The 15,963-nt window shown below is 41.2% G+C and carries 16 protein-coding genes; 15 read left to right on the plus strand and 1 reads right to left on the minus strand.

Annotation, left to right across the window (positions count from 1 at the left end; translation table 11 throughout):
- The first annotated feature begins 86 nt into the window (after positions 1-86).
- The 13 genes from NQ503_RS03290 (at position 87) to NQ503_RS03345 (ending at position 12,974) form a co-directional block, all read left to right on the plus strand.
- Complete coding sequence (locus tag NQ503_RS03290; RefSeq protein WP_005425487.1) at positions 87-1,376, plus strand: L-aspartate oxidase; 1,290 nt, start codon at positions 87-89, stop codon at positions 1,374-1,376.
- On the plus strand, positions 1,369-2,220 hold the full coding sequence (nadC, locus tag NQ503_RS03295) for a carboxylating nicotinate-nucleotide diphosphorylase (RefSeq protein WP_005425485.1): 852 nt from the start codon (positions 1,369-1,371) through the stop codon (positions 2,218-2,220). The genes NQ503_RS03290 and nadC overlap by 8 nt, the downstream gene beginning before the upstream one ends.
- A gap of 14 nt (positions 2,221-2,234) precedes the next feature.
- Positions 2,235-2,786 (plus strand): transcription repressor NadR, encoded by a 552-nt coding sequence (locus tag NQ503_RS03300; RefSeq protein ID WP_005425483.1) that lies wholly within the window; start codon positions 2,235-2,237, stop codon positions 2,784-2,786.
- Positions 2,783-3,700: a quinolinate synthase NadA gene (nadA, locus tag NQ503_RS03305; RefSeq protein ID WP_259893273.1), complete on the plus strand. Its 918-nt coding sequence runs from the start codon at positions 2,783-2,785 to the stop codon at positions 3,698-3,700. The genes NQ503_RS03300 and nadA overlap by 4 nt, the downstream gene beginning before the upstream one ends.
- A 255-nt stretch (positions 3,701-3,955) precedes the next feature.
- Positions 3,956-4,882 (plus strand): dihydrodipicolinate synthase family protein, encoded by a 927-nt coding sequence (locus tag NQ503_RS03310; protein ID WP_005425479.1) that lies wholly within the window; start codon positions 3,956-3,958, stop codon positions 4,880-4,882.
- A 15-nt stretch (positions 4,883-4,897) separates the two neighbouring features.
- Complete coding sequence (locus NQ503_RS03315) at positions 4,898-6,400, plus strand: FAD-dependent oxidoreductase (protein ID WP_005425477.1); 1,503 nt, start codon at positions 4,898-4,900, stop codon at positions 6,398-6,400.
- 34 nt (positions 6,401-6,434) lie between these two features.
- Positions 6,435-7,313 carry a carbohydrate ABC transporter permease gene (locus NQ503_RS03320; RefSeq protein ID WP_005425475.1) on the plus strand — a complete coding sequence of 293 codons (879 nt, stop codon included), beginning with the start codon at positions 6,435-6,437 and terminating at the stop codon, positions 7,311-7,313.
- Positions 7,314-7,324: 11 nt separating this feature from the next.
- A complete protein-coding gene (locus NQ503_RS03325) occupies positions 7,325-8,176 on the plus strand; it encodes a carbohydrate ABC transporter permease (protein ID WP_005425473.1) in 852 nt (283 codons plus the stop codon).
- Positions 8,177-8,202: 26 nt separating this feature from the next.
- Positions 8,203-9,552 (plus strand): ABC transporter substrate-binding protein, encoded by a 1,350-nt coding sequence (locus NQ503_RS03330; RefSeq protein WP_172675413.1) that lies wholly within the window; start codon positions 8,203-8,205, stop codon positions 9,550-9,552.
- 284 nt (positions 9,553-9,836) lie between these two features.
- Positions 9,837-10,598 (plus strand): IclR family transcriptional regulator, encoded by a 762-nt coding sequence (locus tag NQ503_RS03335; protein WP_005425464.1) that lies wholly within the window; start codon positions 9,837-9,839, stop codon positions 10,596-10,598.
- Positions 10,599-10,929: 331 nt separating this feature from the next.
- Positions 10,930-11,853, plus strand: a complete 924-nt coding sequence (locus NQ503_RS03340) for an RpnC/YadD family protein (RefSeq protein WP_055055680.1) — start codon at positions 10,930-10,932, stop codon at positions 11,851-11,853.
- A 276-nt stretch (positions 11,854-12,129) separates the two neighbouring features.
- Positions 12,130-12,363 (plus strand): hypothetical protein, encoded by a 234-nt coding sequence (locus tag NQ503_RS17560; protein ID WP_330380118.1) that lies wholly within the window; start codon positions 12,130-12,132, stop codon positions 12,361-12,363.
- Positions 12,364-12,389: 26 nt separating this feature from the next.
- A complete protein-coding gene (locus NQ503_RS03345; protein ID WP_049940362.1) occupies positions 12,390-12,974 on the plus strand; it encodes a hypothetical protein in 585 nt (194 codons plus the stop codon).
- Positions 12,975-13,075: 101 nt separating this feature from the next.
- Here NQ503_RS03345 and rpsT read toward each other — a convergent pair whose 3' ends face one another.
- A complete protein-coding gene (gene rpsT, locus NQ503_RS03350) occupies positions 13,076-13,354 on the minus strand; it encodes a 30S ribosomal protein S20 (RefSeq protein ID WP_070100264.1) in 279 nt (92 codons plus the stop codon).
- A gap of 282 nt (positions 13,355-13,636) precedes the next feature.
- Here rpsT and gpr point away from each other — a divergent pair, with 282 nt between their 5' ends.
- Positions 13,637-14,545: a GPR endopeptidase gene (gpr, locus tag NQ503_RS03355; protein ID WP_005422673.1), complete on the plus strand. Its 909-nt coding sequence runs from the start codon at positions 13,637-13,639 to the stop codon at positions 14,543-14,545.
- Between the two features lie 114 nt (positions 14,546-14,659).
- Positions 14,660-15,946 (plus strand): stage II sporulation protein P, encoded by a 1,287-nt coding sequence (locus NQ503_RS03360; RefSeq protein ID WP_049940363.1) that lies wholly within the window; start codon positions 14,660-14,662, stop codon positions 15,944-15,946.
- Positions 15,947-15,963 lie beyond the last annotated feature (17 nt).

The raw sequence follows: 15,963 nt of genomic DNA on the forward strand, positions 1-15,963 counted from the left end.
GTCGGGTAGTATAATCACAAATCAGAAAACATAAAAATACAAAACCCAACAGAAAATCCGGCATCAACCGGTACGAGGAAACAAAAATGAAAGAAAATTACGATGTCATTATCGTAGGAACAGGAGCCGCAGGTCTCTACTGTGCACTGAATCTGCCTTCCAGAATGAAAGTACTGATGCTGACCAAACAGCAGGCGGATCAGTCCGACTCCTTTCTGGCACAGGGCGGTATCTGCATGCTCAGAGGAGAAGAAGATTATAATGATTACTTTGAAGATACCATGCGCGCGGGCCATTACGAAAATGACGCAAAAGCAGTCGAGCTGATGATCCGTAGCTCTAACAGTATTATCCGAGATCTTTTACAGAGAAATGTTACATTTGAACGAACAGAGACGGGAGAATTGGATTTCACCAGAGAAGGAGCACATTCTCAGCCGAGAATCCTTTTCTATGAAGATATTACCGGTAAACAGATCACACAGACTCTTCTGAATCAGGCACTGACAAGAGACAATATTGAAATCTGCGAATATATGACCATGGTCGATATCATTTCCAAAGACAACGTCTGTGGCGGGGTAATCGTCATGGATGAGAAGAATGAAGTATATCCGGTCAGAGCACCATACGTTGTTCTGGCATGTGGTGGTCTCGGAGGTCTTTACAAAAACTCCACCAACTTCCCGCATATTGCAGGCGATGGACTTGGAATCGCCATGAAACATCAGGTGGTACTCGAACATCTGGATTATATACAGATTCATCCGACTACTCTTTATTCTCATAAACCAGGACGCCGTTTCCTGATTTCTGAATCTGTCAGAGGGGAAGGTGCACTTTTGTATGATAAAAACGGACAGCGTTTTACAAATGAATTGCAGCCGCGAGATCTGCTCAGCCAGGCAATCTTTGCACAGATGGAAAAAGACGGTACTGATTTCGTGTGGGAAGATATGCGTCCACTGGGAGAAGAAACCATCATGAAACATTTTCCAAATATTTTTCACAGATGTGTAGAAGAAGGTTTTGATCCGCGTAAAGAGCCGATTCCGGTCGTTCCGGCACAGCACTATTTCATGGGTGGAATCAAGGTTGACCTTGGAAGCCGTACTTCCATGAAGGGGCTGTATGCCTGCGGTGAGACAAGCTGTAATGGTGTGCACGGCAAAAACCGTCTTGCAAGCAACTCACTTCTTGAATCTCTGGTCTTTGCAAGACGCGCTGCAGATGATATCATATTTGGAAGAAAACCAGATCCGTGCAGACCGGGTAGCATAGATCTGAAACCATATGAGGACAGAGACGCAGTTCTGACTGTTTATCATGAAATGGTTTTAAATGAAATCGAAAGGATGAAGAAGAGTCATGAATGAAATTACAATGAAAATGCAGGCTGATCAGCTGATCCGTATGGCGTTGCAGGAAGATATTACAAGCGAGGATGTTTCTACAAATGCGGTTATGCCGACAGCAACAAAAGGAACCGTAGAGCTTATCGCAAAAGAAGATGGTGTAATTGCCGGACTTGACATTTATGCGAGAGTATTTACAATCCTGGATGAAAAAACAGAGATTGATTTTCACTGCAAAGATGGAGATGAAGTAAAAAAAGGTGAGTTGATGGCAACTGTAACAGGTGACATTCGAGTCCTTCTTTCCGGAGAACGTGTAGCACTGAATTATCTGCAGAGAATGAGTGGAATTGCCACATATACCAGACAGGTTGCGAAACTTCTGGAAGGCAGCAAAGTAACTTTACTGGATACCCGTAAGACAACCCCGAACTGCCGAGTATTTGAAAAATATGCAGTAAGAGTTGGAGGCGGATGTAATCACAGATATAATCTTTCAGATGGAGTTTTACTGAAAGATAACCACATCGGGGCAGCCGGAAGCGTAACCAAAGCGATACAGATGGCAAAAGCGTATGCACCATTTGTCCGTAAGATCGAGATCGAGGTAGAGACACTGGAACAGGTGAAAGAGGCTGTAGAAGCTGGTGCGGATATCATCATGCTGGATAATATGACACCGGAAGTAATGAAACAGGCGGTTGAGCTGATCAATGGCAGAGCACAGACCGAATGCTCTGGTAATATCACAAAAGAAAATATTCAGAAGATCCGTGAAATCGGTGTTGATTTTGTTTCCAGCGGAGCTTTGACTCACTCTGCACCAATCCTTGACATTTCCATGAAAAATCTTCATGCGGTGTGAGAGGAGGAGACCTTATGAACACTGCAGAAAGACGCGGAGAAATTTTAAAGATCCTTCATAATGCAGATGCTCCGGTGGCAGCAAGAGAGCTTGCGGGAAAATTTGGTGTCAGCCGTCAGGTGATCGTGCAGGATCTGGCGGTGATAAGGGCTTCTACGCCGGGAATATTGTCAACAACAAAGGGGTATGTGATTCAGCAGGACAGCAGTTGCAGTCGAGAATTTAAAGTTCGTCATAGCCAGGATAAAGCTGCTGAGGAACTGAATCTGATCGTAGACTGTGGGGGGCATGTCAAAAATATCAGTATCAGTCACAGAGTTTATGGTCGTGTCAGCGCGGAGATGGATATTCGCTCCAGACAGGATGTGAGTGAGTTTGTACAGGCATTGCAGAACAGTCATTCCACTGTTTTAAGTAATGCAACTTCAGGATATCATTATCATCTGGTGGAAGCCGCAAGTGAAGAACGGTTGGATCTGATTGAAGAACAGTTGAAGAAAGCCGGTTTTCTGGCTCCGCTTCAGCCATGGGAACAGAGCACAGGAAAGGGAAATATTAAATTATGACAATACAGGAAATTCAGCAGGAGATCCTGCGAATGAAAAAAGAACAGGATGTATGTATTCTGGCACATGCTTACCAGGGACAGGAAATACTGGAAGTTGCAGACTATATGGGCGATTCTTATGGACTGAGCGTGCAGGCATCCAAGAGTAACTGTAAAGGTGTTATCATGTGTGGCGTTCGTTTTATGGCAGAGACCTGTAAGGTTTTAAGCCCGGAGAAGAAAGTATGGCTTGCCAATCCGACAGCCGGATGTCCAATGGCAGAACAGCTGGATCTGGAGAGCTTGCGTAAGTTAAAAGCAGAGCATCCGGGATATGCGGTAGTTGCTTATATCAATACGACTTCTGAACTAAAGACAGAGTGCGATGTCTGCGTGACATCTTCTTCTGCAGTACAGATCTGCAGTAAACTGGATAATGACAAGATTCTGTTTATCCCGGATCCGAACCTGGGACGTTTTGTTGCAGAGAAACTTCCGGAAAAAGAGTTTGCCTTCTACAAAGGTGGATGTCCAAGACATATTATCGTCAGCACCAAAGATGTAGAAAAAGCAAAGAAAGCACATCCGGATGCATTGCTTCTGGTTCATCCGGAATGCCGTCAGGAAGTCGTAGAACTTGCTGATTATGTTGGTTCTACAACTGGAATCATGGAATATGCAAAGAAATCTCCGAATAAAGAATTCATCATCGGAACAGAGAACAGTATTGTGGAACATCTCCAGTTTGCATGTCCGGACAAACAGTTTTATCCGCTGTCTGTCATGCTGACCTGTATGAACATGAAGATCACAACACTGATGGATATTTACAATTGCCTGAAGGGAACCGGCGGAGAAGTGATCGAACTTCCGGAAAATGTTATGGAAGGCGCCGGACGCTACATTCACTGTATGGTAGAACTCGGAGGCTGATAAAAGAAGATAATGCAAATGAGCTGCTGCTAAGTGTGATAACTTTCAGCAGCTCATTTAAATATTGGAGATAATATACAAAAAAACACTCAAATATTAGTTGATATAGTCTATTGTGTTAGAAGGATGAATATGATAATATATAAATATAAAGAACGATGTTCAATAATAAAGAACGAAGAGCTCGAGCGATCGAGATTTTTTAAAGATCACCTATGAGAACAGAGTTCAATAATAAAGAACAAGGAGAGCAAGATGGAGAAAAAATTTCCAAATGGCATGTGGCCGGTTATGCTGACTCCCTTACAGCAAAACGGCGATGTAGATTATCCAGCTCTGGAAGAGCTTATAAACTGGTACATAAAGGAAGGATCCTCTGGATTATTTGCGGTGTGCCAGTCAAGTGAAATGTTTTATCTTTCTATGGAAGAAAGAGAAGAACTCACTCGTTTCATCAAAAAAGCAGCAAATGGAAGAGTTCCCGTTATTTCATCAGGTCATGTTTCCTATTCCCTGCATGACCAGATCCAGGAGTTAAACGGAATTGCCGAAGCAGGCGCAGATGCAGTAATCCTTTTATCCAACCGTCTGGCAGCGGCAAATGAATCTGACGAAGTTCTGATCGAAAGATTAAAGAATATCATGAGTGAACTTCCAGAAAATCTTCCGCTTGGATTTTATGAATGCCCATATCCGTACAAAAGAATTCTTTCTCCAAAAGTTGTAGAATTTTGTGCGGACAGTGGAAGGTTTTATTTCCTAAAAGACACATGTTGTGATATCGAGGGAATCAGGAAAAAACTTGAGATCATGAAAGGCAGCAATATGAAATTATACAATGCCAATACTTCCACACTTCTGGAAAGTATGAAGTATGGTGCGGCTGGCTACAGCGGAGTTATGGCGAACTTCCACCCGGCACTGTATGCATGGCTGCTGGAGAACTGGGAAAAGGAACCTGAGAAGGCAGAATATTTACAGGATATACTTACACCGTGTTCTTTCATAGAACTGAAAAACTATCCGTTAAGTGCAAAAACATATCTTGCGAAAGAAATCGGATTTTCCATCAAAGCACGGACCAGAAAAAATACAGCAGACTATATCAGTGAAACAGAGTTGTCAGAGTTACGACAGATAAAAGAACTTTCAGACAGAGCAATGGAATTTATTTCAAAATAAGAAGGAGAGATAAAGATGAAACAGATTTATGATGTTATTGTTGTAGGCGGCGGACCGGCGGGAATCATGGCAGCAATGGCTTCCGGAAAATTAGGCGCAGATACACTTCTTATTGAAAAGAACGGATTCTTAGGTGGAGCGGCAACAGCCAGTGTCCTTGGCCCGATTTCTCCGTTTCATTATAAAGATGAACAGGTGATCAATGGTATTCCACAGGATTTTATGGATCGTATGGTAAAAGAAGCCGGAAGTACCGGGCATATGAAAACGCTAGATCCTTATGGAAGTGGAGATTCTCTTGGATTCTATGACAGGGAAAAGTATAAATATGTAGCGGTTGAAATGCTGAAAGAATTTGGCGTAGATATTCTGTATCATTCCATGATCGATTCTGTAGACTGCGATAACTTTAAACTGACTGGACTCACAACCGTTTCAAAAGGCGGAGACAGACTTCACTTTTCTGCTCACGTTATCGTAGATGCGACCGGTGATGGGGACATTGCTGTAAGGTGTGGAGAAAATTACTGCATCGGTGATCCTGTGGAACACAAATTTAGTCCTTCTTCCGCAATGTTTGAGATGGCAAATGTAGATACAGAAAAAGTATTCCGCTACATTCAGGAGAATCAGGAAGATTTTGAATTTTTATCAGATATCGTTCCAATGAGAGAGTTTGATGATCGACTGAAACAGCATTATTTTGTTGGACAGGGATTTAAGAAGCTGGTAAAAAAAGCAGTCGAGGCAGGTGACCTGGAATTTGGACGAGACTCCGTGATCGTACTGAATGGTATTCATCCAAACACCATGCATTTTAATGCGACCAGAATCTGCGGACTGGATGCTACGGATGTCGTAAAGAGAACAGAAAGCGAGATTGACGGAAGAAGGCAGATCAATTCTGTATCAGAATTTATGATTAAGTATGTTCCGGGATTTGAAAATGCATTTGTAAGCGTTACCAATGCTGAGATCGGCGTTCGTGAAACAAGACATATCGAAGGCATGCATACACTTACCGGCATGGATGTCTACGAAGGAAGAAAATTCGAGGATGTAGTTTCAAGAGGATATTTTCCGATCGACCTTCACAATCCGGATGGAAAAGAAGGATATGGAAACGGTGGTGTGTGGAAAGTTCCGAAAGACACTTATGATATTCCGTACAGATGTCTGATCCCAAAACATATTGATGGACTGATCCTTTCCGGCCGGTGCATTTCCGGAACAAGTGAGGCTCATGGATCTTACAGAACACAGGGCGGTATCATGGGAATCGGACAGGCTTCCGGTGTTGCAGCAGCTGTGTGTGCAAAGAACCATGTCCAGCCAAGAGAGCAGGAAGTAAAAGAAATTCAGGAAGAACTGATTCGCCTTGGCGCTTCTGTTTACAGAGATGAAGAAAAGGCAAAAGCAGAAAAAGCGAGAGCAAGAAAGATCGCACAGGAATACATCAAAGAACATGAAGGCAATCTGATCACTCTTCCAGAAATTTTGAAGGAATATGAGGATTAAAAACTGAAACTTTCAGCGAAAAGGGAGTAACACAATGGAAAAAATGAGAAAAAAGAAAGGTGATACCGGAAGAGCAATTCTTTTTCTTGCACCGGCGTTACTGTTGATATGCTGCTTTACTGTTATTCCGATTTTTGAAGCTGTATATACCAGTTTTCACAAAACGCAGTATGCAATGGTTGGGGAATTTGTAGGATTGAAAAATTATATATCTGTTATGGTTGAGTCAGATGGACTGAAAAATATAATCAATTCAATTGTTTATGTAGTTTTATCCCTGCTGCTGGCGATGCCGATCGGTATCGGAGTCGGAACTCTTCTGAACCGAAAGATTAGAGGAATGACAATTTTCCGTACTATGATCATCATTCCTTGGACATTATCGCAGACAGTTACTGCGCTCCTGTGGAAATGGCTTCTTAATGGAAACTATGGACTGATCACCTCCTGGGCTTATCAGCTGACAGGTAAAAAAATGGATCTTTTCAGTTCAGCAATCATTGCAAAAATCCTGGTAGTTATTGTAAACGTATGGAATACGGTTCCGGTCGTAATTATTCTGACGATAGCAGCACTGCAGACGATTTCGCCGGAGTTGATCGAGGCGGCGCAGGTAGATGGTGCTTCAAGAAAAATGATCTACTGGAAACTGACTCTCCCGATGATCCGTCCGACCATGGTCACTGCACTTGTTATGCAGAGTATTGAATATTTCAATATGGTAACTTTAATCTACGTACTGACAGCAGGCGGACCGTTTAATGCGACACAGACACTGAGTCTGGCAGCTTATCAGAATGGATTTGACTATTGGCATATGGACATAGCAGCAGCGTACAGTATTATTATCTTCCTTCTGAATATTGTATTTAGTCTGTTTTATGTAAGAATCCTGAAAACCAACGACAATTAGGAGGCGAAACAATGGGAAAAAGAAAAAGTTCTCTTGGTAAAACGCCGGGGCTGGATTTTCTGACGGTTATTGCCCTTATCGCAGCAGCGATCGTTTCATTGTTTCCGGTTCTGTGGGGGCTGTCCACTGCACTGAAAACGGACAGTGCAGTGACAATGTTTCCACCGGAGATCATACCAAAAGAAATTACATGGAATAACTTTATTGATGTAGTTACGAAATCTGACTTTATGCTCTATATGAAAAACAGTCTGCTTATAACACTGATCAGTATCGTGATGGCAACATTTGTAGCAGCTCATGCGGCATACGCGCTTACATTCTTTAACATCCGATTCAGAAAAGGAATTTCCTTCTTTATATTGATGACCAGTATGGTACCGCCAGTTGCACTTCTTGTACCACTGTACATGCTCAGTGTAAAACTGAATCTGTATAATACAAGGATTCTTCTGGTACTGATCTATACTGCATGGAGGACGCCGATCCTTACATGGATCATGGAAGGTTTTTTCCGGAAACTTCCTATGGAAATTGTAGAAGCAGGAATCATTGATGGCTGTTCGAAATCAAAAGCTTTTTATAAACTGATCCTTCCGATTTCCCAGCCGGGTATTGTATCAGCAGCACTTCTTTCGGCAGTGTATGTATGGAATGATTATCTTGTATCAAGTTCCTTTATTACAGCAAGCGAGAAGAAAATGATTTCAGTAGGCCTTTATCAGTATATTACGCAGTATGGTATTAAATGGGGACTTCTGATGGCAGCAGTTATGATTTCAATTATTCCGATCATTATTCTGTTCATCTGTATGCAGAAAAGATTTGTGGAAGGAATGGCGGCAGGAGCAGTCAAGGGATAATGCGACAAGAAAAGGAGAAGAGATTTATGAAGGCAAAAACATTAAAAAAAGGTTTGGGTATTGCACTTTCTATGGCTATGACTATGTCACTGTTTGGCTGCGGTTCGGGGGATTCTGCAAAAGAACAGGCATCGGATACTTCGGAAACTACAGAGGTTGCAGAGAATACAGACTCAAAAGATTCTGACACGGATAAAGGCGGAAAGGATATGACTTTCTGGATCTTTCTGGATCCAAAATCTACCGAAGATCCGAGAAGTGTGGTGCTGTCTAATATTGTAAAAGAATATAATGAGACCAACCAATATGGAAATACAGTTACGGTAGAAAGTTTCAACTACAGTGTATTTGAATCCCAGGCAATCCAGGCAGCGGCAGCAGGAAAAGGCCCGGATATCATTAACTGTTTCTCTGATCAGCTGAAACAGCATATAGATGCCGGAACAGTTCAGCCAATGACGGATTATGCGAAAGATTTTATTACCGAGATGGGAGATTATATTTATACCTCAGATAAACTCACCCAGAGTGATGGGGAAATTTATTCCCTTCCATGGGAAAGCCGTGTAACTGCAATGTGGTACAGAAGCGATCTTTATGACAGTGCTCCACAGTCATGGGATGATCTGCTTGCACAGAGTTCGAAAGCATCTACGGATACTTCCCTTGGTTTTGCGCTCGGATTAAGCGAAGATGGAAATGGAACCGGACTTATTGAGACATTTATTCCGTGGATCCGTTCGGCTGGCGGTGATTTCTTGGATAAAGATGGAAAAGCAGTATTTAACAGTGATGCAGGCGTAAAAGTTGTTAATTTCATCAAAGAACTGGTTGATAATGGCTCTATGGATCAGACAACCATGAATATGGCTTATGATGATGTGGTAGATGCGTTTAAGAGTGGCACTGTGGATGCTGTAAATGCAGGAACACAGCGTGCAGCAACAATCATGACTTCGAATTTTGCAGATAACTTTACTTCTTGTCCAATCCCTGGAGAAAAGGAAGGGGAATCAGCACCGGCATATGTGGCAGGACAAACACTTGCAATTGGCAAATATGCACAGAATCCGGAAATGGCAATGGATTTCATCAAATTCTATTTGTCTGAAGAAAATCAAGTACAGTGGGTGTCTGCAAATTGTCTGCCGGTTCGTACAGGAGTATTTGATGATGAAAGCGTCAAAGAAAACGTAATGTATGACAGTATGCAGATGTGGAGCGAATATGCTAAAACAGGTGAAATTACATTTTATCCGGCGGACTACACAGAACTTTGTACAAAACTTGTAAAAGCAGTTCAGAATGTGGTATTTCAGGATGCAGATGCGAAGACAGAACTGGACGAAGTTGCAGAATGGTACAATAATAAGTGATTGTTTAAAAAACTAGTGAAAAATGCTTTATATGGTAAAGGACAGGGTATGTACTGTACATGCCCTGTTTTTGTACAAAATGAATATAATTATTCGAAATATTGCAGCTTTGAATATGAAATATTAAAAAATATTGAACGTAAAAAAAACAGATGTTATAATTATTGCACAGAAAACTTTGCCTACGAAGGAAATTGCAGCAATACATTAGAAATATTTTTGCAATAGTTGATGTATGAAAAAGAAGTGACATTATTGGGGCAGGAAGGAGAAAGCACATATATATGATAGATAATAGCGAGATTAAAGTGAAAAGTCTTCAAAAAGCATTGGAAATTTTAAACCTTTTTGCCGATAAACCGGTATTGGGTGTGACAGAGATTAGCGAATATTTTGGGATATATAAAAGTACAGTACATAATATTCTTTCTACTCTTAAAGCAATGGAATATTTGGAACAGGATGAGGAGACTGGAAAATATCGTCTGGGGATTCAGGTGTTTACTTTAAGCAAAGCTCTGGGAGATACCTATTCCATTACTAAAATTGCCGGACCTTATATGCAGGAATTATCTAATATTACCAGAGAACGAGTCTATCTGGCAGTTCCATATCGAGAAGAAGTACTGTACCTGGATGCAATGTATCCAGCGGAATCTGTAGAATTGATGAGATCGATTCTTGGAGAAAGAGCGCAGATGTACTGTACAGGAATTGGAAAAGCAATGTTGGCGAATATGAATGAACGTGCAATTGATGAATACTTGAATTCGCATGAGCTGAAAGCGTTTACAGAGAACAGTATCACAGATAAAGAAGTATTTAAACAGGAGCTTGTGCGTACCCGTCAGCGTGGATATGCAATTGATGATATGGAGCACGAATTTGGAATAAAATGTGTTGCAATGCCGATATTTGACCGTAACAGAAACTTGTATGCGGCAATCAGTATCAGTGGTCTTGCGAGTCATTTTACAGAAGAAAAAATGTCCGAATGGGCAATTCTTCTGAAAAAGTATATTACCAAAATTGAGAGCAGATTATAAAAGACGTATAAAAACTGTCATGGTATATGCTATGGCAGTTTTTGTGCGCAATGAGCACGTTCTAATTGGTAGAAGTCATTCTGTTCGATTGAGTCAGTACAGAAAATTAAAATTTCATAAAGTTACTTGAAGAAGTTTAGAACAAATGATACTATAAATACAAAGTATATTTCTCAAAAGTTCATGGCATGTTTGCCGTCTAAGTAGTTTCTAAAATCATTTCAGAAATCCATGCTTTTAAATCCAATCAAAATAAAAAAGCAGGAGTTCGGGGTGGTGACAATAACAATGCGGTACATTTCGAAACTCCTGCCAGACAGGAGGTAGGCCTATGGCAAAAAGAAAGAACCGTAAAGTTGTTGTAAGAAAAAACTATACTGCAGACAGCAAACGAAAGGTAAACAAAGCTGTGAAAGCAAACAGAAAGTACAAGGATACGGTTTTCCGAATGCTGTTTTCTGACAGAAACAATCTTCTATCTTTGTACAATGCGGTGAATGGAAGTAATTATGAAGATCCGGATGCACTGGAGATTGTGACATTGGAAAATGCAGTATATATGGGAATGAAGAATGACCTGGCGTTTATCGTGGATACGGGTTTGTTTTTGTACGAGCATCAGTCAACGTACAATCCCAATATGCCACTGCGAGATCTGTTCTATATATCTGGAGAATACCAGAAACTTGTAAACCATAAATCACTGTATTCTTCGGTATTGCAGAAGCTTCCCGCGCCGAATTTCATTGTATTTTATAATGGCAGTGAAAGAGAAGAAGACTGTTGGACTAATTACCTGTCGGAATCTTATGAAAATCTGGCAGGTGAACCGAACCTGGAACTGAAAGTACTTACCCTGAATATCAACGAAGGTCATAACCCTGAATTAATGGAACAGTGCCAGATCTTAAGAGAATATGCGCAATATGTAGCAAAAGTGCGGGAATACGCAAGAGAAGCTGATCTGGATACAGCGGTAGAGCAGGCAGTGAATGACTGTATCCAGAATGGAATCCTTGCCGAATTTCTTCGAAAAAACAAGTCGGAGGTCATCGCGATGAGTATATTCGAATACGATAAAGAAGAGGAAGAGCGAAAACTGCGGGAAGCAGAGTATGAGGCTGGATATAACAGTGGAAAAAGAGAAATAATCCGCTTAATGTATAATGCAGGAGAATCCGTGGAGAAGATATCGAAATATACAGGTTATGAAGTAGAAGAGTTGGAAAATCTGTTAAAAGAATTTCGAATTTAATGTTCAGGCCGGAGTTTATGAGCTCCGGTCTGTTTTACGCCAGTACAGAAAATTAAAATTTTGTAAAGGCCTTGAAGATGTTTAGAACAAATGATACTATAAATGCAAAGCATATTTCTCAAAAGTTCATGGCATGTTTGCCGTCTAAGTAGTTTCTAAAATCATTTCAGAAATCCATGCTTTTAAATCCAATCAAAATAAAAAAGCAGGAGTTCGGGGTGGTGACAATAACAATGCGGTACATTTCGAAACTCCTGCCAGACAGGAGGTAGGCCTATGGCAAAAAGAAAGAACCGTGAAGTTGTTGTAAGAAAAAACTATACTGCAGATAGCAAACGAAAGGTAAACAAGGTTGTGAAAGCAAACAGAAAGTACAAGGATACGGTTTTCCGAATACTGTTTTCTGACAGAAAAAATCTGCTATCTTTGTACAATGCGGTGAATGGGAGTAACTACGAAGACTCGGATGTATTGGAGATTGTGACACTGGAGAATACCAGAAACTTGTAAACCATAAATCTTTATATTCTTCAGCATTGCAGAAAATCCCTGCTCCGAAGTTCATTGTATTTTATAATGGAACAGAAAGAGATGAGGATTACTGGATTAACTATCTTTCGGAATCTTACGAAAATCAGACAGGTGGGCCAAACCTGGAACTGAAAGTACTCACCCTGAATATCAATGAAGGTCATAACTGTGAATTAATGGAGCAGTACCAGATTTTAAGAGAATATGCGCAATATGTAGCAAAAGTACGGGAAAACGCAAGAGAAGCTGATTTGGATACAGCAGTAGAACAGGCAGTAAATGACTGCATTCAGAATGGAATCCTTGCTGAATTTCTTCGAAAAAATAAGTCGGAGGTCATCACGATGAGTATATTCGAGTATGATAAAGAAGAGGAAGAGCGAAAACTGCGGGAAGCAGAGTATGAGGCTGGATATAACAGTGGAAGGCGGGACGGGTATAGCAGCGGAAGGCAAGATGGATTAAATCTGGGAATCGCAGAAGGAAAAAGAGAAATAATCCGCTTAATGCATAATGCAGGAGAACCAGTGGAGAAGATAGCACAATATACAGGTTGTGAAGTTGAGGAGCTGAAAAAACTGTTAAATTAAATTTTACTATACTCCTATTGTATACAAAAAAAGACAGTCACTGACGGTTGTGACTGTCTTTTTAATTATAAGCTTATAATTAAAAATGTATATTTCCTGAATTAGCCAATGCTGTTGACAGCTTTAGACAGACGGGAAATTTTTCTTGCACAGTTATTTTTGTGATAAACACCTTTAGATGTTGCTTTGCTGATTGTAGAGATAGCCTCTGTAAGAGCAGCCTGTGCAGCAGCTTTATCGTTTTTCTGAACTGCAGTTTCTACTTTTTTGATGGAAGTTTTAACAGCAGAACGGATAGATTTGTTTCTAGCAGCTTTAGTTCTGTTTACTAAAATTCTTTTCTTTGCAGATTTGATGTTAGCCAATTGGTACACCTCCATTTCAGATTTATAATAATGTGTCGTTGTTACAGAAACAGACACGGGCGCTTCTGTAAACATGCTTATATATGATAGTATATTTATTTTTACTTGTCAATAGTAAAATGCGGAAATGTTAAAAAAATATAAACATAATATTACTGTGAGAAAAATCTTCCATACATAATATAGGCTTAAAACAGAGACATTAATGATAAAGTGAAATATTGTAGACAGATAAGAAACAAAATTTTACAGATGATAATCGGATATCAATAATTCAGATGATCAGGAGGAAGAGAGATGGCAGTCAGCAAAAGAATCAGAACAGACCTTGCACTGGAAACAACAGAACGTTTTAAAGAAGAAAACACAGAGATTCGTGGTGTAGAGATTCAGGAGGACTATGATGAAGAAAAGGATGTACGAACGACTGTCGTCAGGATCGTGACAGAAAACGGTGCAAAGGCGATGGGAAGACCGCAGGGAACTTACATTACAATAGAAGCTCCGGATCTGTCTGTACCGGATGAAGATTATCATCGTGAGATATCAGAGGAGATTTCCAAACATCTGAAACAACTCATTGATCTGAAAAAGGAAAAATCCATTCTTGTGGTGGGGCTCGGAAATGCAGGAATCACTGCTGATGCACTGGGACCGCATGTGGTAGAAAATTTAAGGATGACCCGTCATATCATAAGGGAATACGGCCTTCGAGGAATTGATCATGAAAAAATGCACCGTGTCAGTGGAATTGTGCCGGGAGTGATGGCACAGACCGGTATGGAAACTGCAGAGATCATACAGGGAGTGGTTGCGGAAACGAAACCGGATGTAGTAGTTGCAATTGATGCACTTGCGGCCAGAAGTGTCCGCAGACTGAATCGAACGATCCAGATTACAGATACAGGAATTCATCCTGGGTCAGGCGTGGGAAATCACAGAAATGGACTAACGGAGGACAATCTGCAGGTAAAGGTGATTGGAATCGGTGTTCCGACGGTTGTGGATGCGGCAACGATCGTTCATGATTCGATGGCACATCTTCTGGATGCACTGGAAGAAGCGGAGCAGAAAGAATTTTTGGAAGAAATGATTGCTCCGAATCTCTACAGCATGTTTGTGACACCAAAGGATGTGGATGAGACGGTAAAATACCTGAGCTTTACAATATCTGAAGGATTGAATACAGCGTTCGGTGAGGCATGACTTTCATGAATAAAATTTCGCTAACTGATTTATGCAGAACAAATGACTGGTAGAATGATGCAAAGTCATAATTGAGGTTGGTTTGTCATAGGATACTTTGAAAGGAGTGGTTCTGTGGCGAGATTCCGGAAAACACTGTATCTGATTGTGGAAGGCTGTGTGCTTGTGACGCTATCCGTGACAGCGGGCGTTCTTGTGCTGCACGAAAATGTATTTCGCCAGCTTCCATTGTACTGTTTTCTGGAAGAGAAGGCACAGGAGCGTTCAGTTGGACAGGACCGTGAGACTTATGAAAAGCTGATGGAGAGCAATGCACGTTATCTTGGCAGGATGGTCGTAGATGAGAATAAAGAAGTCGGAAGCCAAGAAAATGATAAAGAGATTGTGGACAAGCAGACAAAGAGAGAGAACGAACAGAACTTAAAAGCTGAGAGACAGGAAGAGAATGTGATAACTCCAACTGAGAAAACAGAGATTACAGTGACTCCGATAACTCAAAATACAGAAGAGCAGAAAGTAAAAAATGCAGATAAACAGACAGAGCCAGAAGAAAATTTAACCGAAGAATCTACCGGGGAAGAGGAAGTTACTACGGCAGCCGCCCAGGTGCAGCCGATGCCGGAAATTGACCTTGCACCGGAAAGACTGGCAGATTACGATTATCTGATGAATCATTTTTTTATTCTTGATCCTAATACAGAAACCAGTGCGCAACAGTTGAATGCGGCTGCTCTTCTTGGGGAGGATCTGACGCTCCGTAAGGAAAAAGCGGAGCCACAGATTTTGATCTATCATAGTCATTCGCAGGAGACTTTTGCAGATTCCAGAGAAGGAAAGACAGAAGATACGATCGTGGGGGTGGGGGATTATCTGGCTCAGCTTCTGACAGAAAATTATGGCTATCAGGTTATGCATGTAACGGAATCATTTGATCTGGCTGGAGGGGAACTTGACCGGAGTAAAGCATATGACTATGCAAGAGCGTGGCTGGAACCTGTTCTGGAAGAGAATCCATCTATACAGATTCTGATAGACCTGCACCGGGATGGCGTACCGGAAGATCGCCATCTGGTCACCGAAATTAACGGAAAACCGACAGCGCAGATCATGTTTTATAATGGCTTGAGTCATACAATAAACAGCGGTGATCTTTCATACCTTCCAAATCCGTACATACAGGATAATCTGGCATTTTCTTTCCAGCTTGAGTATCAGGCGGCTCTGTACTATCCTGAATTGTACCGTGGCATTTATCTGGCAGGATTACGTTATAATCTGCATCTGCGTCCACGAGCCCTGCTTTTGGAGGCAGGGGCTCAGACAAATACTGTCCAGGAGGTAAAAAATGCAATGGATCCTTTTGCGGATATCCTGAACCGGGTGCTGCAGGGGGAAAATTAAAAAAATAACGCTTGTAA

Origin of the sequence: Blautia obeum ATCC 29174, assembly GCF_025147765.1 — a bacterium.
In the GTDB taxonomy this organism is placed as follows: Bacteria; Bacillota; Clostridia; order Lachnospirales; family Lachnospiraceae; genus Blautia_A; species Blautia_A obeum.